Origin of the sequence: Lachnospira multipara LB2003, assembly GCF_000702205.1 — a bacterium.
Classification (GTDB): Bacteria; Bacillota; Clostridia; order Lachnospirales; family Lachnospiraceae; genus Lachnospira; species Lachnospira multipara_A.
On record NZ_JNKW01000001.1, the window covers coordinates 132,240 to 154,692 of the forward strand.

Annotated in this window: 20 protein-coding genes; all 20 read left to right on the plus strand. The window is 32.6% G+C overall.

Annotated features, from left to right (window positions below; all coding sequences use genetic code 11):
- The first annotated feature begins 41 nt into the window (after positions 1 to 41).
- The 20 genes from asd (at position 42) to T537_RS0100725 (ending at position 22,439) form a co-directional block, all read left to right on the plus strand.
- Entirely contained in the window at positions 42 to 1,130 is a 1,089-nt protein-coding gene (asd, locus tag T537_RS0100630) for an aspartate-semialdehyde dehydrogenase (RefSeq protein ID WP_031555558.1), read from the plus strand.
- A gap of 239 nt (positions 1,131 to 1,369) precedes the next feature.
- Positions 1,370 to 1,966 (plus strand): 5'-deoxynucleotidase, encoded by a 597-nt coding sequence (yfbR, locus tag T537_RS0100635; protein WP_027438064.1) that lies wholly within the window; start codon positions 1,370 to 1,372, stop codon positions 1,964 to 1,966.
- Between the two features lie 17 nt (positions 1,967 to 1,983).
- Positions 1,984 to 3,411, plus strand: coding sequence for an ATP-binding protein (locus T537_RS0100640; RefSeq protein ID WP_031555560.1), 1,428 nt, complete (start codon positions 1,984 to 1,986; stop codon positions 3,409 to 3,411).
- A gap of 107 nt (positions 3,412 to 3,518) precedes the next feature.
- The gene (locus tag T537_RS0100645) at positions 3,519 to 5,543 is read left to right on the plus strand and encodes a DNA topoisomerase (protein ID WP_031555562.1); all 2,025 of its coding nucleotides are present in this window, start codon (positions 3,519 to 3,521) and stop codon (positions 5,541 to 5,543) included.
- A 23-nt stretch (positions 5,544 to 5,566) separates the two neighbouring features.
- Entirely contained in the window at positions 5,567 to 7,387 is a 1,821-nt protein-coding gene (glmS, locus tag T537_RS0100650) for a glutamine--fructose-6-phosphate transaminase (isomerizing) (RefSeq protein WP_031555565.1), read from the plus strand.
- Positions 7,388 to 7,404: 17 nt separating this feature from the next.
- The gene (locus T537_RS0100655; RefSeq protein WP_031555568.1) at positions 7,405 to 8,067 is read left to right on the plus strand and encodes an LbetaH domain-containing protein; all 663 of its coding nucleotides are present in this window, start codon (positions 7,405 to 7,407) and stop codon (positions 8,065 to 8,067) included.
- A 34-nt stretch (positions 8,068 to 8,101) separates the two neighbouring features.
- Positions 8,102 to 8,602: a GreA/GreB family elongation factor gene (locus T537_RS0100660; RefSeq protein ID WP_027438059.1), complete on the plus strand. Its 501-nt coding sequence runs from the start codon at positions 8,102 to 8,104 to the stop codon at positions 8,600 to 8,602.
- A gap of 238 nt (positions 8,603 to 8,840) precedes the next feature.
- Complete coding sequence (locus T537_RS0100665) at positions 8,841 to 10,667, plus strand: ATP-dependent helicase (RefSeq protein WP_031555571.1); 1,827 nt, start codon at positions 8,841 to 8,843, stop codon at positions 10,665 to 10,667.
- A gap of 37 nt (positions 10,668 to 10,704) precedes the next feature.
- The gene (locus T537_RS0100670; RefSeq protein WP_027438057.1) at positions 10,705 to 11,040 is read left to right on the plus strand and encodes a DUF1292 domain-containing protein; all 336 of its coding nucleotides are present in this window, start codon (positions 10,705 to 10,707) and stop codon (positions 11,038 to 11,040) included.
- Between the two features lie 151 nt (positions 11,041 to 11,191).
- A complete protein-coding gene (locus T537_RS0100675) occupies positions 11,192 to 11,650 on the plus strand; it encodes an Lrp/AsnC family transcriptional regulator (protein ID WP_027438056.1) in 459 nt (152 codons plus the stop codon).
- A 104-nt stretch (positions 11,651 to 11,754) separates the two neighbouring features.
- Positions 11,755 to 12,702 (plus strand): AAA family ATPase, encoded by a 948-nt coding sequence (locus T537_RS0100680; RefSeq protein ID WP_031555574.1) that lies wholly within the window; start codon positions 11,755 to 11,757, stop codon positions 12,700 to 12,702.
- Complete coding sequence (locus T537_RS0100685) at positions 12,702 to 13,841, plus strand: DUF58 domain-containing protein (protein WP_027438054.1); 1,140 nt, start codon at positions 12,702 to 12,704, stop codon at positions 13,839 to 13,841. Before T537_RS0100680 ends, T537_RS0100685 begins: the two co-directional genes overlap by 1 nt.
- Positions 13,831 to 15,183, plus strand: a complete 1,353-nt coding sequence (locus T537_RS0100690; RefSeq protein ID WP_027438053.1) for a hypothetical protein — start codon at positions 13,831 to 13,833, stop codon at positions 15,181 to 15,183. Before T537_RS0100685 ends, T537_RS0100690 begins: the two co-directional genes overlap by 11 nt.
- 274 nt (positions 15,184 to 15,457) lie before the next feature.
- The gene (locus tag T537_RS0100695) at positions 15,458 to 17,116 is read left to right on the plus strand and encodes a 2-isopropylmalate synthase (protein ID WP_031555577.1); all 1,659 of its coding nucleotides are present in this window, start codon (positions 15,458 to 15,460) and stop codon (positions 17,114 to 17,116) included.
- Between the two features lie 149 nt (positions 17,117 to 17,265).
- Positions 17,266 to 17,865 carry a Maf family protein gene (locus T537_RS0100700; RefSeq protein WP_027438051.1) on the plus strand — a complete coding sequence of 200 codons (600 nt, stop codon included), beginning with the start codon at positions 17,266 to 17,268 and terminating at the stop codon, positions 17,863 to 17,865.
- A 1-nt stretch (position 17,866) separates the two neighbouring features.
- Complete coding sequence (locus T537_RS0100705) at positions 17,867 to 18,652, plus strand: Cof-type HAD-IIB family hydrolase (RefSeq protein WP_027438050.1); 786 nt, start codon at positions 17,867 to 17,869, stop codon at positions 18,650 to 18,652.
- 11 nt (positions 18,653 to 18,663) lie between these two features.
- Positions 18,664 to 18,930: a glyoxalase gene (locus T537_RS0100710; protein WP_027438049.1), complete on the plus strand. Its 267-nt coding sequence runs from the start codon at positions 18,664 to 18,666 to the stop codon at positions 18,928 to 18,930.
- A 12-nt stretch (positions 18,931 to 18,942) separates the two neighbouring features.
- Positions 18,943 to 19,422 (plus strand): 23S rRNA (pseudouridine(1915)-N(3))-methyltransferase RlmH, encoded by a 480-nt coding sequence (gene rlmH / locus T537_RS0100715; protein WP_027438048.1) that lies wholly within the window; start codon positions 18,943 to 18,945, stop codon positions 19,420 to 19,422.
- A gap of 27 nt (positions 19,423 to 19,449) precedes the next feature.
- On the plus strand, positions 19,450 to 20,445 hold the full coding sequence (locus T537_RS0100720; RefSeq protein WP_031555579.1) for a peptidylprolyl isomerase: 996 nt from the start codon (positions 19,450 to 19,452) through the stop codon (positions 20,443 to 20,445).
- Positions 20,446 to 20,501: 56 nt separating this feature from the next.
- Complete coding sequence (locus tag T537_RS0100725; RefSeq protein ID WP_027438046.1) at positions 20,502 to 22,439, plus strand: DNA gyrase/topoisomerase IV subunit B; 1,938 nt, start codon at positions 20,502 to 20,504, stop codon at positions 22,437 to 22,439.
- Positions 22,440 to 22,453 lie beyond the last annotated feature (14 nt).

Sequence of the window (22,453 nt, forward strand, 5' to 3'; positions counted from 1 at the left end):
AGTAGATGTCTAGTAAAAGTGGCAGAGGAAAGAGGTAGATAATGAGCGATAAGTTAAGAGTTGGTATCCTTGGTGGTACAGGAATGGTAGGTCAGAGATTCATCACATTACTTGAGAACCATCCTTGGTTTGAGGTATGTTTAGTAGCTGCATCAGGTCGTTCAGCTGGAAAGACATACGAAGAGGCTGTAGATGGAAGATGGAAGATGTCATGTGCTATGCCTGAATTTGTTAAGAAGATGCCAGTTTATGATATGGATAAGGATTTTGATAAGATTGTAGATTCTGTAGATTTTGTATTTTGCGCAGTTAATATGCCAAAGAATGAAATCAAGGCTTTAGAAGAGAAGTATGCTAAGGCTGAGGTGCCAGTTGTTTCTAATAACAGTGCTAACCGTTGGACAGAAGACGTTCCTATGGTTGTTCCAGAAATCAATCCAGAACACTTAGAAGTTATTGAAGCTCAGAAGAAGAGACTTGGTACTAAGAGAGGCTTTATTTGTGTTAAGCCTAACTGTTCAATCCAGAGTTATACACCAGCACTTAATGCATTAAAGGAATTTGGTCCTAAGCTTGTTGTTGCAACAACATACCAGGCTATTTCAGGTGCAGGTAAGACTTTTGAACAGTGGCCAGAAATGGTTGAGAATATTATTCCATACATTGGTGGTGAAGAAGAAAAATCAGAAAAAGAGCCACTTAGATTATGGGGTGAAGTTAAGGATGGTAAGATTGTTCCAGCTACAACTCCACAGATTACATGTCAGTGTATTAGAGTACCAGTATTAGATGGTCATACAGCTGCTGTATTTGTTAATTTTGAGAAGAAGCCAACTAAGGAACAGATTATTGAAAAATGGAGAAACTTTAAGGGTGTTCCACAGGAATTAAATCTTCCAAGTGCACCAAAGCATTTCATCCAGTACTTAGAAGAAGATGATCGTCCACAGGTTAAGTTAGATGTTAACTATGAGAATGGTATGGGTGTATCTCTTGGTAGATTAAGAGAAGATTCTGTATTTGATTATAAGTTTGTTGGTCTTTCACATAATACACTTAGAGGTGCAGCAGGTGGTGCAGTTCTTATTGCTGAATTATTAAAGGCTAAGGGCTATATTACAGCTAAGTAATTAAATTAGATAAAGTTTAAGATTAGTAATTAGATGATTTTTATAACTAGGAATAGGGTTTTATTATTGATAGAGCCTTGTTTCTAGTTATTTTTTTTGAAGGCAGTGGCATAAAGGGATTCTTAACGTCCCCTTTAATACTTGAAAAATTAGAATATATAGTATAAAATTAAATTTAAGTTTAACGCTATAGTAAACAATTTTTACAATTTAGATTCATAAAAATAGGGAGGGGTTTTATGAAGGACAATCATTTCTATGCCATGTTGTCTAGAATGAAGTATATAAATCGTTGGGGACTTATGCGCAATACAAGGGAAGAGAACCTATGTGAACATAGTCTTGAGGTTGCATATATTGCACATGCACTTGGTATCATTAATAATGAAATCTTTGGCGGTAATATTAATGCCGAAAGATTAGCAATTCTTGGAATGTATCATGATGTTACAGAGATTATAACAGGTGATATGCCAACTCCAGTAAAATACTACAGTCCAGTTATAAGAAATGCATATAAGGAAGTAGAACATGTGGCTAAAGATGAGATTCTATCTGGGCTACCAATAAATATGAGAAAAATATATAATCCTCTTTTACTTGAAACAAAGGAAGAAGAGGAATTATGGAAATATGTAAAGGCAGCAGATAAGCTATCTGCCTATATTAAATGTGTAGAGGAATTAAACACAGGAAATAAGGACTTTAGTCAAGCTCTAGAATCAACATATAAGGCTATTATTAAGCTTGATTTACAAGAAGCTAATTATTTTTTAAGGGAATATATTCCGGCTTACAGTTTAACTATTGATGAATCAAAGAATGAAGAGGCATAAAGTTTTGGGGGTAGAATATGTTACTAGGAAGAAGCGAAGAATTAAGCAAGTTAAATGATAGTTATATTGAGGATGGAAATACATTAACTATTCTTTATGGAAGATCTAATATTGGCAAAACAAGTCTTATAAAAGAGTTTATTAAGGATAAGGATGCCTTCTATTATCTGGCATGTCAAGCATCAGAAGAAGAGCAAATTAATCTACTTAAAAAAGAAATGATCGACTGCAATTTAATCGCTAAAGACGAAGGTTTTTTGGAAAAAATAGACGAGGAAAAAGAAAAACTAAAATTGCAAAAAAAGGACATGTATAGCGAATATGCGCACCTGCTTAATAACATTCGCAAGTTATCAGGAGATACTAAGCTTTTAATTGTGGAGGAATTCCAAAATATTGTTAAATCCAATAAGGAATTTATGGCTGTAATTAATGCCTTGGTTTCAGGCAAGCTTTTTGATGAAAAGGTATGCGTTGTACTTACAAGTTCATCCATAAGTTGGGTTGAGAACAGCATGATTAAGGCGGTTGGTGAGAACGCCAATGCTATTAGCTCCTTTTTAAAATTAAAGGAATTATCATTTGTTGATATTGTAAGAATGTTTCCAAAGCATTCAGTACTTGATGATATGGCAATTTATGCTATTACAGGTGGTGTACCAGGATATTTAAAAGAATTTAGCGACAAGTTAAGTCTTAGAGATAATATTATAGAAAATGTATTAAAAAAGGGAAAATTGCTTTATTTTGAGGGCTCTGATTATATTAAAGAGGAATTAAGAGAAACATCCCTTTATAATACAATTCTTTATTGCATTGCATCTGGTATGAATAAGTTAAACGAACTTCATATTCACACAGGTTTTGGCAGGGATAAGATTAGCGTTTATCTTAAAAACTTAATAGAGCGTGAAATAGTTGAGAAAGTGTATTCCTATGATATTGGAGGAAAGGAACATACAAGAAAAGGTTTATATAATATAAAATCAGGATATACAAAATTTTGGTTTAAATATATTTATGCCAATGGCTCTAGACTTAGTAAATTGGATGCTAGTGAGTTTTATGATAATTTTATAGGACCTAGTATTTATGATTTTGCAGGTGAGGCTTTTGTATCTGTTGGTACAGAATTTATAGAACTTCTTGATTCTATGGGCAAACTAGAAATTAAGATAAATTCCCGCGCTAGATGGTGGGGAAAAGATGGTAATATCGATATAATAGCAACTGATAATGCTGGAAGATTCGTAATTGGTAAGTGTAATTGGGAAAGCGATACATTTAAGTATGAACAGTATGAGAACTTACTTGATAATATTAAGCAGGCCAATGTTGGAAGTGATTATATTTATCTTTTTTCTAAGGACGGATTTGATGAAGAATTAAATAGAATTTCAAAGAACAATCCTAATTTAAAACTTGTTAGTCTAAATGATTTTTAAAGTGGAATTTTACTTTTTTTAGCTTTCGTTTTATAATCTTTAGGCGCAGTTTAGAAAGTAATAAGGAAAAAAGTGTGATATTCGTCACAAACAGGATGGAGGATAAAATGGGAAAATCCGTATTTATAGCGGAGAAACCTAGTGTAGCCCAGGAGTTTGCCAAGGCGCTACATGTTAATTTGTCGAGAAAAGACGGCTATCTTGAAGGTGGAGATGTTATTGTAACTTGGTGTGTAGGCCATTTAGTTACAATGAGTTATCCAGAAAGCTACGATCCTAATTTAAAAAGATGGAGCCTAGATACAATACCGTTTATTCCAACAAATTATAAATATGAGGTTTTACCAGCTGTTAAAAAACAGTTTGATATTGTAAGTGGACTACTAAATAGAGAAGATGTTGAAACAATCTATGTTTGTACCGATTCAGGTCGTGAAGGAGAGTACATATATAGACTTGTAAGACAAGAAGCTAAAGTTAGTGGTAAGAAAGAAAAAAGAGTATGGATAGATTCACAAACAGAAGAAGAAATCCAAAAAGGAATTAAGAATGCTAAGGATTTATCAGAATATGATAATTTATCAGATGCAGCATATTTAAGGGCTAAGGAAGATTATTTAATGGGTATTAATTTTTCTAGAGTCCTTACTTTAAAGTATGGCAGAAACGTGGCTAATTATTTGCATGAAGATAGGGCAAGCATTGCCGTTGGTAGAGTTATGACCTGTGTTCTTGGAATGGTTGTAAAAAGAGAGCGTGAAATTAGAGCTTTTATAAAAACCCCTTTTTATAGAATAATTGCTACCAATAATATTGAAGGTCATACCTTCGAATCAGAATGGAAAATTAGTGAAAAAAGCAAATACTTTAACACTCCATATTTATATAACGATAAGGGATTTAAGGATAAAACTAAGGCAGAGGAACTTATTAGATCCATTTCTAATCCTCTACCTAAAATAGGAGTGGTAGAATCTATTGAAAAAAAGAAGGAAACTAAAAATCCGCCACTTTTATTTAATTTGGCAGAACTTCAAAATGAGTGCAGTAAGCTTTTTAAAATAAGTCCTGATGAGACTCTTAATATTATTCAGGAACTTTATGAAAAAAAGCTCGTTACTTATCCAAGAACAGATGCTAGAGTTTTATCTACTGCAATTTCTAAGGAAATAAGAAAGAATATTGCTGGATTAACTAGATTTGAGCCTGTTAAGGAATTTGCTAATAATATAATCGCTAATGAAAGCTTTAAGGGAATTGAAAAAACTAGATACTGTAATGATAAAGCAATTACAGATCACTACGCTATTATCCCTACAGGGCAGGGCTTTAATAATCTTAATAGCTTATCAACTACAGCCCTTAGAGCATATGAGGTTATTTGCAGGAGATTTTTAAGTATATTCTACCCTGCAGCTATTTATCAAAAGGTGGCTATTAGTTTAAATGTTGATGGAGAGAACTTTAACTCATCCTTTAAGACTCTTGCAAGTGAGGGATACTTATGTGTAACTAAGAATTCCTTTAGTAAGCAAAAAAAGGATAGCTCTGGGTCAAAGGACGAAGAATCTAGTGAGCAGACAGAAGATGCAGAAACAAATGATACAGCTCTTTTTGAGGTATTGAAAAAAATTAAGAAAGGGGCTAATATAGAGTTCACTGATTTTAAGCTTAAGGAGGGTGAAACAAGCCCGCCAAAAAGATATACATCAGGTTCAATGATTCTAGCTATGGAAAATGCTGGTCAGCTAATTGAAGATGAAGAATTAAGGGCTCAGATTAAAGGTAGTGGTATTGGTACTAGTGCCACAAGAGCTGAAATTTTAAAGAAATTACAGACCAAGAAATATATTGGAATAGCTAAGAAGACGCAAGTGATAACCCCGACACTCTTTGGGGAAATAATATATGACGTTGTTGCTAATTCTATTTATCAACTTCTTAATCCTGAGCTTACCGCAAGTTGGGAAAAGGGATTAACTATGGTTGCTAATGGAGAAATTACTGCTAATGAATATATGGATAAAATGAATGGCTTTGTTAGCAGAAGAACTAACTATGTTAAGGCTTTAAATAATCAAGGAGTCTTATTTGGACTTTTTAATGAAAGTGCTAAGAATTACAAGAAGTAACAACTGTCTTAGGAGGATTTTTTATGTGTGGTATTGCAGGTTATGTAGGAGGTAGAGATAGTGCTGATGTTTTAATTGGAGCATTATCAAAGCTAGAGTACAGAGGTTATGATTCAGCTGGTATTGCAGTATTTGAAAATAACGCAATTAAGGTTAAAAAGTGCCAGGGACGTTTAAAGAACTTGGTGGATAAAATGGATAGAGAGGGTAAGCCAAATGGACATGTAGGTATTGGACATACACGTTGGGCAACACATGGTGAACCATCAGATATTAATTCACATCCACATGGTAATAAGAGAGTTACTATTGTTCATAATGGTATTATTGAAAATTATAAGCAAATCAAGGATTTCCTTTTAAAGGAAGGTTATAGCTTTGACTCTGAAACAGATACAGAAACAGTTGCTAAATTACTTGATTACTACTATGATGGTGATCCTGTTGCAACAATTACTAAGGTTATTGCTGAAATTAAGGGTTCTTACGCTCTTGGAATTATGTTTAGGGATTTTCCAGATGTAATTTATGCTGTAAGAAAAGAAAGCCCATTAATTGTTGGTATTGGTAAGAATGAAAACTTCATTGCTTCTGATATGACAGCAATCCTTGAATACACAAGAAACTATCTATTACTTGAGCAAAATGAAATTGCAATTGTTTCAAAGTCTAATGTAAAGATAGTAGATATTCACGGCAACGAAGTTCCTAAGGAAATGAATGTTGCTGATTGGGATATTGATGCTGCTCAAAAGGGTGGATATGAGCATTTTATGCTTAAGGAAATTCATGAACAGCCAGAGGTTGTAAAGACAACTATTATGCCAAGAATTATTAATCATGTTCCAACTTTTGAAGAAGAAGGAATTACAATTGATAAGTTAGCTAAATATAATAATATCTTTATTGTAGCTTGTGGTACAGCTATGCATGCTGGTATGGTTGGTAAGTATGTTATTGAAAAACTTGCTAGAGTATCAGTTACAGTTGATATTGCATCTGAATTTAGATATAGAGATCCATTAATTAGTGAAGATGACTTAGTTATTCTTATTTCACAGTCAGGTGAAACAGCTGATACAAAGGCTGCTCTTGAACTTGCTAAGGAAAGAAAGGCTGATACATTAGCTATTGTTAATGTTAAGGGTTCATCAATTGCTAGAGCTGCAGATTATGTATTATATACACATGCTGGTCCAGAAATTTCAGTTGCTTCAACAAAGGCTTATATGGTTCAGGTATCTGTAATGTATTTACTTGCATTCCAGTTAGCTTTTGCTAAGGGTAAGATTATTAAGGAAGAGTTAGTAGAATACACTAAGAAGCTTGAAGAAATGCCAGATACAATTGAAGAAGCTATAGGACTTAAGAATGCTTGTCAGTTCGCTGCATCTAAGCTTGTTAATGCAGATAGCTTATTATACATTGGTAGAGGACTTGATTATGCCTTAAGTATGGAAGGTTCTCTTAAATTAAAGGAAATCTCATATATTCATTCTGAATCTTATGCTGCAGGTGAATTAAAACATGGTACAATTTCTTTAATTGATGACGGCATGCCAGTAATTGCTATTGCTACTCAGAAGGATTTAGTAGAAAAAACTATTAGTAATATTAAGGAAGTTAAGGCTAGAGGTGCATTTGTTATTCTTATTTGTGCTCCAGGTGTGGATGTAGAAGATGGAGTAAGTGATGTTACAATTTGTCTTCCTGAAGCTAGCCAGATGCTTATGCCTATGGTGGCAGCAGTTCCACTACAGTTAATTGCATATTATACAGCTGTTCTTAAAGGTAATGATGTTGATAAGCCAAGAAATCTTGCTAAGTCAGTTACTGTAGAATAATTGTGGAGGAATGAATAATGGATATTACTATAAATAACTTATTTGACTTAAATGAAACTATTGCAAAGGATATTTTTACAGATGCTACATATCCTTGGGAAGTATTATCTAAAATTGGTGATTTTATAATTGAACTTGGAAAAAGCTTACCAGAGGATGAATATGAACTAAGAGGAGAAAATATCTGGGTTCACAAGACAGCAAATGTTTTCCCTTCAGCTTATATTGCTGGTCCTGTAATTATATGTAAAGATGCAGAAGTAAGACATTGTGCGTTTATTCGTGGTAAGGCTATTGTAGGTGAAGGAGCTGTAGTAGGTAATTCTACAGAATTAAAAAATGTTATTCTTTTTAACAAAGTTCAGGTTCCTCATTATAACTATGTAGGTGACTCAATTTTAGGCTTTAAGGCTCATATGGGCGCTGGCTCAATTACAAGTAATGTTAAGTCAGACAAGAAACTAATTGTCATTAAAAATGGTGATGAGAAAATCGAAACTGGAATTAAAAAGATTGGCGCATTCCTTGGTGATAATGTAGAAGTTGGATGTGGAAGTGTTCTTAATCCTGGCACAATTGTAGGTAGAGAATCTAATATTTACCCACTTTCAAGTGTTAGAGGAGTTGTAGCTTCTAATTCAATCTATAAAAACAAGAATGAAATCGTTTCTAAGAATTAAATCTAATTAGATTAGTTTTAAAGAGGTGAATTGTATGCGTAATGAATTAACAGAAAATGACATTAAGAAGATGGAAGAGGAAATTGACTATCGAATTAGTGTTGTTAGAAAAGAAGCACTAGAGGATGTTAAGGCTGCAAGAGCTCAGGGTGATTTAAGTGAGAATTTTGAGTATCATGCTGCTAAGAAATTTAAAAATCAAAATGAGAGTCGAATCAGATATCTTCAAAGAATGATTAACTCTGCTACAGTTATTAAAGAAACAGCAGCAGAGGATGAAATTGGAGTTAATAACACTGTTACAATTAAGTATGAAGATGATGATGAGATTGAGACAATAAAGCTTGTAACAACTGTTAGAGAGGATTCTCTACTTGGACTTATAAGTATTGAATCTCCACTAGGTAAGGCTCTACTTGGCAAAAAGAAGGGCGATAAGGTGTTAATTCATGTTAATGATTCATTGGAGTATTATGTCACTGTTCTTCAGATAGATAAAACAGATGATGCAGATGATAAGATACAAAGATACTAGGCAAGAAGCACTCGTATGAGATTGCCTGCGGCAAGACTCGTGCCTACATAGCAACAACTTCGTTGTTGCTACAACGGGGGAAGCACTCGTATGAGAGTGCCTACGGCAGAACTCGTGCCTACATAGCAACAACTTCATTGTTGCTACAATAATTGACAAGTTTATAAATTAATAGTATAGTGAAGGGACTTAAAAATTATTTTTAAGTCCCATATTTTTTTGAAAGGGAGAGAGTAATTTGTCTTTTAATGATGCACAAAAGCGGGCGGCTACTTTTAAAGATGGACCATGCCTTGTGATTGCTGGACCTGGAAGTGGGAAGACTCATACCATGATACATAGGATAAAGTACTTGATTAACGAATTAGATGTTAAAGCACATAATATCTTGGTGATTTCCTTTAATAAAACTGCTGTCCTAGAACTTAAACAACGTTTCTTAAAACTAAATAATGGTAATGGTAAAGGAGTATATTTTGCCACCTTCCATTCTCTATTTTTTGCAATTCTAAAAAATGCTTATAATCTTGGCAATGATTCTATTGTCACTAAAAAAATCCAAATTGAAATAATAAAAACTGAAATTCTTAAATATGAGCTTGAATACACAAATGAAGATGAAATTATTGATATGATTCTTTCTGAGATTGGTCTTATTAAAAATGATGATTTAAATATTGATGAATATAAATCGAAAACTATTCCTTATGCTACTTTTAGAAAAATTTATAAGACTTACGAAGAGAAGATTAAGAAGAGGGGCTTAATTGATTTTGATGATTTTGCAAAAATGACTGTAGATAAACTAAGAGAGGATGAAAATTTACGAAATAGCCTAAAGGAGAGGTTTAAATATATTCTAATTGATGAGTTTCAAGATATTAATAAGGTTCAGATGCAGGCTATTTCTTTAATATGTTCTAAGGCTAATAATTTATTTGTGGTGGGTGATGATGACCAAAGCATATATAAATTTAGAGGGTCTAATCCTGCTATAATGCTAGGTTTTTTAAAGGACTATCCAGATGCAACATCCATTTATCTTAATATTAATTATAGATGCACAAGGCCTATAATAGATGCAGCTAATAAACTAATTTCAAATAATAAGCTAAGGTATGAAAAATCTTTAGTTTGTGCCAATAAAGCTGGATCAGATATAAAATATCTTACAGTTTCTGATATAAATGAAGAGAAAAAATTCTTAGTTAGTGAAATAAAAAATCTTATGTCTATGGGTGTAAGCTTAAAGGATATTGCTATTCTTACAAGAACCAATGCCCTAGCAAGCCCGTTTATTAAGGAATTAAGAAATCTAGGTATAGGTTTAAATAGCGGTAATTTTACTAGTAATGCTTTTAATGGGCTTGTGGCATCTGATATTAGTAGTTATTTAAAAATTGCCATGGGCTCTAGGGATAGGGTGGAATTTTTACACATTATTAATAAGCCTATGAGGTATATTACCAGGTCTTTTCTTAATAATCCGGTATCTTTATATGATTTAAAAAACATATATCTTCTTGATAAGAATAGGAATTCCACGGTTTTAAATGAGATTGATAAATTAATATTTGATTTAAAGATAATAAAGGATATGTCTTCTTTTGCGGCTATTAATTATATTAGAAAAGGAATAGGATATGAAAGATTTATTTTGGAATATAGCTCTAAAATAAATGCTAATAAGGATTTGTTAATTGATGATCTTGAAAAAATTACGGAGGCTTCCAAGTCTTTTAAATCCATAAACGAATTTTTGAATTTTTTAGAAGAGAAGAAAAATGTTGTTAGGGAAAGACCAGAGGAAGGAGTAAATTTTTATACCTTTCATAGATCTAAGGGATTGGAGTTTAAGGTGGTTTTTATTATTGATGCTTGCGAAGATATTATTCCTTTAAAGCAGGCCTTGCTTGAAGAAGATATTGAAGAGGAGAGAAGGCTTTTTTATGTAGGAATTACAAGGGCTAAGGAGCTACTTTATATTATTAGTCCAAAGGAAAGATACAATAAAGAATATGTGCCATCTAGATTTATTGAAGAAATGGGACTTGAGGAAAAATAAACTTTGTGTTATCTTGTGTACTAGAAAGTATAAAGAAATGTTAAAGGAGACAATTATGGCAAATAATTCAGAATATTCTACAGTTACATTATCACTTGATGGTGGTGAAACTTGTGAGTGTGCAATTGTAAGAATTTTTCCAGCTGGTGATAATACATATATAGCTTTACTTCCACTTGAAGGTGAGGCAGCAGATAATGATGAGGTTTATCTTTACAGATACGAAGAAACAAGTGATGGTGAGCCAATCTTAGAGAATATCGGATCTGATGAGGAATATGAAATCGTATCTGATGCATTTGATGAAGAATTAGATGCAATGGAATACGAAGAGCTTTATGAAGCCGAGGATATTGAAGAAGAGAATAAGTAAATTAATTGTTACTAATAAAAACTTTATTTTCTTAAGAAAAAACTTGAAAATTTGCAAATTTCGGGTTATATTATATTTATATTTTATGAATGTCGAGGGAGACAATTCTAGTTAGAGGCTAGAGTTGTCTCTTTTTAATTAGGAGGATGTTATGGATAAGATAGATAAGAAGATAATTACTTTGCTACAGCAGAATGCAAGAATGCCCCTTAAGGCTTTAGCTGAAAACGTGTTTTTATCATCACCTGCAGTTTCAGCAAGAATAGAAAGACTAGAAAAAGAGGAAATAATTGAGGGCTATGAGGTTAAGATTAATCAGTTAAAGTTAGGTTACCATATAACAGCTTTTATTAATCTAGAAGTTGCACCAGCCCAAAAGCCAGAATTTTATCCATTTATTAAGTCATGTACTAATGTTGTTGAATGTAACTGCGTTACTGGTAATTATTCTATGCTTTTAAAGGTTATTTTCCCAAGTACTTTAGAGCTTGATACATTTATTGGCCAGCTACAAAAATTTGGTAGAACTTCAACTCAGATTGTATTCTCAACTCCAGTTCCACCAAGAGGCATTGATGTTAATCAGGATATGCCAAGCGATGAGCAATAATTTATAGCTTTTTTATTGAATGATAAATCTCTGATTGTTATACTAATTTTGTTGCGATTAACTGCTAATAGCAACAAAATTAGAAAAACGTCGGAGGTTTTTTTGTGTTAAAAAATAGAGAAAAGTGTAATCTAATATTAGATAATGTGAGTAGAGTTATTGTTGATAAAGAGAATGTTTCAAAATTAATTCTTACTTGTATTCTATCAGGTGGGCATTGCCTTCTTGAAGATGTGCCAGGAACTGGTAAGACAATGCTTGCTAAGTCTTTTGCTAAAAGTATAGATGGGGATTTTAAGAGAATTCAGTTTACTCCAGATTTATTACCAAGTGATATAACAGGTATTCATATTTACAATCAGAAAGAGGCTGATTTTAAATTTAGACAAGGTCCGATTTTTACAAATGTATTACTTGCTGATGAAATTAATAGAGCGACTCCAAGAACTCAGTCAGCCTTACTTGAATGTATGGAAGAGGGACAGGTAACAGTTGATAATACGACTTTTAGTCTAACTAAGCCATTTATTGTTCTTGCTACTCAAAATCCTATTGAAACTGCTGGTACTTATGAATTGCCAGAAGCTCAACTAGATAGATTTTTAATGAAGATAAATATGGGTTATCCTAGCAATTTAGGTGAAGTTGAGATTATTAATAGATTTTTAAATGCTAGTCCTATTGAGAATATTTCAAGCGTTGTTACTACTAGTGAAATCCTCGAAATGAGAGAAGAAGTTAAGAGCGTATTTATCCATCCATCTTTAATTGAATATATCGTTAATATTGTAAATAAGACAAGAAATTTATCAGAGGTGGCAATTGGTGTAAGTCCAAGAGGTACAATTAGTCTTGTTAATGCCTGTAGAGCATATGCTTATATTGAAGGTAGAGATTATGTGGTACCTGAGGATATTAAGGTTTTATCAAAGGTTTGTTTAGCTCATAGACTTGTGTTATCATCTGGCGGTTTTGCGAGAGATAATAAGGAGCAGATTATAGATAGAATCTTTAATGAAGTAGTGGCACCAACTGAGGAATGGAATAAATAATGAATATTATATTAATGTTTATAGGCGTGCTTTTGGTAGTGTTTATAGTTAATAGAGTCTATAAGAAAAATTGGACAAAGGCACTAAAAATGAATGTTACATTTGAAGATAAGAATGTTCTTAGAGGTGATAAAACCAACTTAATTCTTAGTGTGACTAATGCTAAGAAATTACCGCTACCTATGATTAATACTAAATTTAAACTTGATCCTAGTTTTATTTTTACTAATGCAGATGCCAATTCAACTAAGACAGATAATGTCTATAGAAATGACTGCTTTGCCCTTGGACCTAATACGAAAATCACAAGAAAAGTTGAAATCTTAGCCACAAAAAGAGGCGTTTATAATTTAAGCGAGGCTCAAATGGTCTTTAGCGGAATTTTTATGGATGAGGTTAATGTATTAAAGCAGAATCTAACAGGCTTTATTACTGTATATCCAAAGGCTGTTGATGTGGATAAAATTGGCATTGTAAAAACAAGACTTGAAGGAGATCTAAATAAAAGAAAGTATCTTTTTGAGGATAAATTTGCCTTCAGGGGTATTAGAGAATATAACTACAATGACAATTTAAAACTTGTAAACTGGAAAGCTAGTGCAAAACAAGGAAATTTAATGGTTAATGAATATGATGAATCTATGAGCAAAAATGTATGCATCTTACTTAATCTTGAAAAAGATAGGGAACTTGAGAATTTAAGCCTACTTGAATCAAGCATTGAACTTGCAGCAGGATTTGCAAATAAGTTCACTAACCAAAGAGCTAATATATGTCTTTATTCTAATGGCGTTGATTTTGTGGGAGAAGGGGAAGTAAGTGTTGAGCTTGGAAGTGGTATTTCTCACTTAAAGGCAATTAACACTGTACTTGCAAGAATAGATGCCAGTAAAGAAAAGAGGGATTTTAAAGAGGTTTTAAATAATTTAGTTATTGATGAATCTTATGTTTATGTAATTATAGGTGCTAATAGACAAAAGGATTTGCTTGACTTAATTAATGAGAAATTTAAAAATAGTCCTAATTCACTTTGGCTAGTGCCTGTTCTTCCTCTAGAAGAGCTAAAGATAGATACTAATCTTTCTCTTTGTAAATATGAAGTTAATGGAGATTTTGGAGGAAAGATAAATGGACATTAAGCAAAATAACACAAATAAATATTTTAATATGGCTCAGATTTTCCTTGAGATTTTTCTCCAGTATATATGTTTTTTAGGATTATTTCTTGCAGGAATTATAGGTATTGCCGGGAAAAATAATGATAGTATAAAGATATGTCTAACATGCATTATTCCTGTATTTATAACTTATCTTACAAGGAAGTTTATAAAAAGTTACACAGGCTTTATGGCAATTAATATAATCCTTCCTTTTCTTTATTTAGGATTTGCAAAAAATGACCTTGAAATAGTGATGTTTCTTATATGTGGATTTGCTATTTCTATAAAGTCAATAACTGTAAAGACTGCAATGAACAGGGTTACAGAAAGTGCTAAGGATTCACCGGTTTCAAAATCCTTCATGGAGACTGCGGCTAATAATAAAGATTATTATGATACCTTTAAGATAAATGAGAAGATGCATATTGCTTGGGTTATAGTAATGATTGTTGGTTATTATCTTGGTGAAAAAAATAATAATGCATTACTTTTATACTCAGAGCTTTTACTATTTGTGCTTTTTATACTTGGAAGTGTGATTTATAACCAAATCAGACAGTTAAATAAAGCCTTTAGTATTAATATGGGAAAGTCTAATTTTCCAATAAAGAGAATAATTAATATTAACCTTTATATGACAGTGGTTGTTATTATTCTTATGCTTGGCTTTATGCTTCTTTTTTATAATGGCAAGTATGGTAATTTTTTTACAATTATCGGAGGATTCTTTTTTGGAATTTTTAAATGGATAATAAAGGGATTATTATTCTTATGGGGTCTTGGACCTGATGAAACTAGCGATGTAACACCTACTAAAGAAGCGGTTAGTGAAGATGCTATAACAACTGTGTTAGATACTAGTAATAATAATGCTGCCATTCTTAATTCTTTATTTGAGGTAGTTGCCTTAAGCTTAGTTATTGCTTTAGTGGTTTTTGTAATCTATATGATTTTTAAATATGCCAAGGGCTTTAAAAAATCCAAGATGGATGAAATTGATGAGGTGGAATTTGCAGATAGCACAGATTCTTATGAACATGGCAAATTTACCATTAAGAAAAAGGAAAGCAATGTAAAACTAACTAATAATAAGGCCTATAGAAAGGCTTACAAGCATAAGGTTAAGACTAAGAGAAAGATAATTAAAGAGTCTAATAAAAGCTTTAGTGATCTGTCTTACATGCTTCCAAATGAGCTTTCATCTAAGTTAATTGTAACTGATGAGGAGAAAGCTATGAATATAACTAAGAGTTATGAGAAGGCTAGATACTCAAAAGAAGAGGTTACTAAGGAAGAAATTAAATATTTAAAGAGTCTCTAAGATTTCTTTAGTTTAAAGTGATAAATCGTGTTGACAAAGGAAAATTATTAGTTTATAGTTTTTATATAATTGAATATATAAAAAGCAAAGAAGAGGAATATTGGGAGAACATAGTATTACTATGAATTAAGTGGTAACGCGGATTTATTCGTCTTATTCGTCTCTTAAAGGGAAACCTTTAAGAGACTTTTTTAATAGCCTTTATAAATTAGTGGCTTTGTTTATAAGGGCTAGAAATTAGTAAACTATGCAAAAATTTTAGGAGGAAAATGATATGTTCGATTTTAGACAGTACAAGAGAGGCTATTTTATGCCTCCAACACAGTGCAATGATTGGGTAACTAAGGAGTATGTAGATAAGGCACCAATTTGGTGTTCTGTAGATTTAAGAGACGGTAATCAGGCATTAATTGAACCTATGAGCCTTGATGAAAAATTGGAATTTTACAAAATGCTTTTAGATGTGGGCTTTAAGGAGATTGAAATCGGCTTTCCTGCAGCATCTGAGACTGAATATGAGTTTTGCCGTACTTTAATTGAGAAGGATTTAATTCCAGATGATGTTACTATTCAGGTCTTAACTCAGGCTAGACCTCACATTATAAAAAAGACTTTTGAAGCGGTTAAAGGTGCTAAAAAGGCAATTATTCATGTATATAATTCTACATCACTAGCTCAAAGAGAACAGGTTTTTAAAAAATCTAAAGAAGAAATTAAGCAAATTGCCATTGATGGAGCTAAGCTTTTAAAGGAATTAGCTCTTGAGGATGGTGGTAATTATCAATTTGAATATAGCCCAGAATCCTTTACAGGTACTGAGCCTGAATATGCCCTAGAGGTGTGTAATGCAGTAATTGATCAGTGGGAACCAACAAGTGATAATAAGTGTATTATTAATCTTCCTGTAACTGTTGAAATGTCTTTACCACATGTGTATGCTAGTCAGGTTGAATACATGTGTAAGAATCTTCACAATAGAGATAATGTAATTGTTTCTCTTCATCCTCATAATGATAGAGGAACAGGCGTGGCTGATTCAGAGCTTGGTTTACTTGCAGGTGCTGATAGAATTGAGGGAACATTATTTGGTAATGGCGAAAGAACTGGTAACGTGGATATTATTACACTTGCTATGAATATGTATTCCCATGGAGTTGATCCAAAGCTTGATTTATCAGATATGCCAAGACTTTCAAAGACTTTTGAAAAATTAACACAGATGACAATTGACGATAGACATCCTTACTGTGGAAAGCTTGTTTTTGCGGCTTTCTCAGGATCACATCAGGATGCTATTTCAAAGGGTATGCATTATAGAATTGACAATAATCCAGAACTTTGGACAGTGCCTTACCTTCCAATTAATCCAGAGGATGTAGGCCGTACATATGACTCAGATGTTATTAGAATAAATTCTCAGTCAGGTAAGGGTGGCGTTGCATATGTTCTTGAAAGAAATTATGGTATGATTATTCCAAAGGCTATGAGAGAAGATTTAGGTTATGCTGTTAAGGATGTATCTGATGTGGCACATAAGGAACTTTCTGCCGATGAAGTTCTAGAAATTTTTGAAAAAAGATACAAAAAATATACTCCTCACTTTAAGATTAGTGAGGTACACTTTAAACAAACTAATGGCATAGATGCAGAAGTAACAATTGAAATTGATGGAAAAACAGAGCTTATTAAGGCTAATGGTAATGGTCGTCTTGATGCTGTTAGTAATGCCTTAGCTTCTAAATTTAATATGGCTTGTAATATTACTGTTTATGAAGAACATGCCCTTAGACGCGGTTCTAGCGCTTCAGCTATTGCCTATGTTGGTATTGAAGATGATAATAATAAGGGATTCTTTGGTATTGGTATTGACCATGATATTATTAGAGCTTCAATTGATGCTCTTGAATCAGCTATGAATAGAGAATTAGATTAGTAAGGAAAATATAGTGATATTTACCCTCTTTACTGGACAAACCAGTAAGGAGGGATTTTTTATACTAGAACAAAAGTTTTATTTTAGCACTTTAAATTTTTCCTAAACAATGTTAATATAGGACATGGTTAGGCGAGAAAGGAACATAGATTATGAGAATTATTTTGGCTTCAGCTTCTCCAAGAAGACGTGAGATTTTAAAGTCTGTTGGGATTGATTTTGAAGTAATTACAAGTGAAGTTGACGAGAATATTGAAGAGATGATGCCCTATGATTATGTTAAAGAACTTTCTAAATTAAAGGCTAGGGCAGTTAGTTTAAAGCTAAAGAATGAGATGGATTTAGGTGATACAATTATAATTGGCGCAGATACAGTTGTTTATCATAATGGTAGGATTTTAACTAAGCCAGCAGATAAAGAGGATGCATATAGAATGATAAGTGAATTATCAGGCAATACTCATCAGGTCTATACAGGGGTTACTCTTATTAAAGGAGATGAGACTGTTTCCTTTAGTGTAAAGACGGATGTTAATGTATATGCTTTATCTGAAGAGACTATTAGGGCTTATATTAATACTAGTGAACCTTATGATAAGGCTGGTGGATATGGTATTCAGGGACTTTTTGGAGCTTATATTAAGGGAATAGAAGGCGATTATTTAAATGTTGTAGGATTGCCTGTTTCACGCGTGGTTTATGAGCTTAATAAGTTTGGATATAAGATTGATTATGAAAGGTTAGACTAAAATGATACGTTTTATAGCAAGTGATTTAGATGGTACGCTTCTTCTTAATGGAGCACAAAGCGTAGATAGTGAAACACTTGAGGCTATAGCTAAATTATTAAAGGCTGGAATTTATTTTGGAGCTGCCTCAGGTAGACAGATAACTTCTCTTAAGCGACTTTTTGAGCCTGTTTCAAAGGACATGGTCTATATTGCAGAAAATGGTGCTTTAGTAGCTTACAAGGATAAGATTATTGGTAAGACTCCAATGGATAGGGACTTAGCCCTTGATATTATTGAAGATGTAATTGAAAGACCTAACTGTGAAGTATTAGTCTCTGGTGAGAAGACTGCTTATATTAAGCCTAAGACTAAGGAATATCATCATAGAATGACTGAGGTTGTTAATTATCACACTACTATAGTTGATAAATTCAGTGATATTGATGAGGATATTTTAAAGGTTGCTGTTTGTGATCTTTCTGGTATTTCTAATTCTAGAGATCATTTCTTTAAGAATTGGGAGGGAAAAGCTAGCATAGCTGTATCCGGTGATCTTTATCTTGATTTTATGGATACTAAAGTTAATAAGGGTAATGCAATTTTACAGATTCAGAAATTTTTTAATTTATCAAAGTCTGATTGTATGGCTTTTGGTGATAATTATAATGACATTACAATGCTTGATAATGTGAAGTATTCGTATGTGATGGAGAAGGCTGTAAGTGATATAAAAAAGCACGGTAATTATGAAACTGACAGAGTTCTTAATACATTAAGGGAGAGATTCCCTTCTATCTTAGGTTAAAGGAGATTTGTATGGATAATAAGCAATTAGAGAAATGTGCTAAGGTATTTTTAAAGGAACAGAGCAAATTATTTGATGAAGATGTGGTTTTTTCTATTGAAGAAGCTAAGGAGTTTTTAGAGGAAAGTTTTGCATTTTATTGTAAGGATATTAAGGAATTAAGAGAAGCTCTTAAAGAAGAAGGAATGGACGTTTCTGAATTTGATGATGAAGAATTATCTAACCAGCTTGAAGTTTTTAAACTTGATGATGGTGGATTTTTTTATGTTGAAGGATAGAGGTGAATTAAATTGAAGATTACTATATGCTGCGTGGGTAAGATTAAAGAAAAATTTTACACTCAGGCAATTGATGAATATTCAAAGCGTCTATCTAGATATTGTAATTTAAAAATCGTTGAAGTTGCAGATGAAAAAACGGTTGAGAATGCAAGCGATGCCTTAAATGAACAAATTAAGAAAAAAGAGGGTCAAAGACTTCTTTCTAACATTAAGGATGATTCCTATGTTATTATCCTTGCAATTGAGGGAAAGATGCTTGATTCTGTAGAATTATCTCAAAAAATAGATAGCCTGGGACTTAGTGGCAAAAGTGATATAACTTTTGTTATTGGTGGTTCTCTTGGTTTATCAAAGGAAGTTTATGATAGAGCTGATTATAAGCTAAGCTTTTCAAAGATGACATTCCCTCATCAGTTAATGAGAGTTGTGTTATTAGAGCAGATATATAGAAGTTTTAGAATTATGAAAAATGAGCCATATCATAAATAGACAAAATTAATTTAAGGAGTAGGGATTGTGAAAAATAAGAAAAGAAGACTAATATGCGCAATTATTGTTGTGGCTTTTATTGTTTTATGCGGTGTGTTTATTAAGTTTTTTAATGGAAATTTAGTATATTTTAGCACAGGGCTTGGTAAGAACACTATTCTTAAAGTAGGTGGTGAAAGTATAACTAGAAACGAAGCCTTAATTGCTATGTCTGATGCTAAGGGTCAGTATGAGGAACTACTAGGTTCTGATATATGGAACGAGGAAATTGATGGACAGAATTTCTATACTTATGTTGATGATCAGATTAGGGTTAAATTAATTCGTGTGGCCATGCTTAATAAGCTAGCTAAGGAAAGAGGAGTTGTTCTTTCAAGACAGGATGAAGAGAATGTAAAGTCTGCGGCTAAGGAATATTTAAATGGTTTATCTAGTGATGATAAGAATAATATAAAAATCGATGAAGATTCTTTAGAGGAGATGTTTACTAAATTTGCAATAGCTAAAAAGGTTTATGAAGAAATTGTATCAGAATATGATATTGAAGTTAGTTATGATGATGCTAGAGTTATAGATATTCAGTACATTGTAAGTGATTCTGAAGATGAAATAAAGGATGCTTATAATAAAATTAAAGATGGCACATCATTTTTTGCATTAGCTAAGGAAATCAATGATGATGGCGAATATGAAATTGAACTTAAACGTGGGGATATGGATGAGGAATTTGAAAAAGTTGCCTTTAACCTTGCCACAGGTGATATGAGTCAAATTATTAATATAGGTGATAAATACTACATTATTCGTTGTACATCAGATAATGATAAAACTAAGACAGAGGTTAATAAGACAACTATTTTAGAGAATAAGCAACTTGAAAAATTCAATGAATTTATGAATGAATATGAATCAAAGGTATATGTTGATTTTAACAATAAAGTATTTAACAAGATAAGCGTGCGTTCATGTAATGTTTTTTCAATGAATTTTGAAAGTGTGTTTAACTCATTTTTTAATAACTAATTATTAAGAATAAATTTAGATGTATAAGAAACTATTAGAAATAAGGAGCAAAAATAATGGCAGATAAAAAATATGATGCTAATAGTATATCTATCTTAGAGGGACTAGAAGCTGTTAGAAAAAGACCAGGTATGTACATTGGTAGTGTGGGTACTAAGGGTCTTAATCATTTGATTTATGAAATCGTAGATAATTCTGTTGATGAACATTTAGCAGGTTATTGTGATGAAATAGACGTTACTCTTAATGAAGATGGAACTGCAACAATTAAGGATAATGGACGAGGTATTCCTGTTGGTATTCATCCAAAGGCTGGAATTCCTGCAGTAGAAGTAGTATTTACAGTACTTCATGCTGGTGGTAAATTTGGCGATGGCGGATATAAGATTTCAGGTGGTTTACATGGTGTTGGTGCATCTGTTGTAAACGCCCTTTCAGTTTGGCTAGAAGTTGAGATTCGTCTTGATGGAAAGGTTTATAAGCAAAGATATGAGAAAGGAAAGGCGGTTGCCCCATTAAAAGAAATTGGAACTTGTAGAAAAAATGATACAGGTACAACAGTTACTTTCCTTCCTGATGGTGAAATTTTTGAAAAAACAAGATTTAAAGCTGATTCAATTAAGTCAAGACTTCATGAAATTGCTTATTTAAATAAGGGACTTACTATAAACTTTAAGGACCTTAGAGCTGAAGAAAAAGAAGAAATTTCCTTCCATGAAGAAGATGGTATTTTAGCTTACGTTAAGGACTTAAATGCAGGAAAGGAAGCTGTATGTGATATTGTTTATTTTAAGAATAAGCAGGATGACATTGAAGTAGAAGTGGCTTTTCAGTATGTTAATGAATTTGAGGAGAATATCCTTGGATTTTGTAATAATATCTATACTCAAGAAGGTGGTACTCACATTACTGGTTTTAAGACTAAGTTTACATCTATTATTAATCAGTATGCGAGAGAACTTGGTATCTTAAAGGATAAGGATAATAATTTTACAGGCTTTGATGTAAGAAATGGTATGACAGCTATTGTTGCTGTTAAGCATCCTGCTCCTAGATTTGAGGGACAGACTAAGACAAAGCTTGATAATCCTGATGCTTCAACAGTTGTTTCATCAATTACTAATGATGAAGTTCAACTTTACTTTGATAAGAATTTAGATGCCCTAAAGGCTGTTATTGCCTGTGCTGAAAAATCTGCTAAGATTCGTAAGGCCGAAGAAAAGGCTAAGACAAATCTTCTTACAAAGCAGAAATTCTCTATTGATAGCAATGGTAAGCTTGCTAACTGTGAAAGTAGAGATCCTAAGGAATGTGAAGTATTTATTGTTGAGGGTGATTCTGCCGGTGGTTCTGCAAAAACTGCAAGAAACAGACGTACACAGGCAATTCTCCCAATTAGAGGTAAGATTCTTAATGTAGAGAAGGCAAGTATTGATAAGGTTTTAGCTAATGCTGAAATTAAGACTATGATTAACTCTTTTAATTGCGGCTTCCTTGAGGGTTATGGCAATGATTTTGATATTAGTAAACTTCGCTATGACAAAATTATTATTATGACTGATGCCGATGTGGATGGAGCTCATATTGATACATTATTACTTACTTTTTTCTACAGATTTATGCCAGAGCTTATAAATCAGGGACATGTATATATTGCTACACCTCCTCTTTATAAGGTGGTTCCAAAAAAGAAAAATGATAAGAAGAGTAAGGATACTGGTGAATATTTATATGATGATAAGGCTCTTGAAAATTATCGTAAAAATCATGAAGCTGGCAGCTTTACACTTCAAAGATATAAGGGCCTTGGAGAGATGGATCCGGAACAGTTATGGGAGACAACTCTTAATCCTGAAACAAGAATTTTAAAACAGGTTGAAATTGAAGATGCTAAGATGGCAGCAGATGTAACATCAATGCTTATGGGTAGCGATGTTCCACCTAGACGAGCATTTATTTATGCTCATGCTAATGAAGCAGAAATCGATGCTTAAATTAAATACATAAG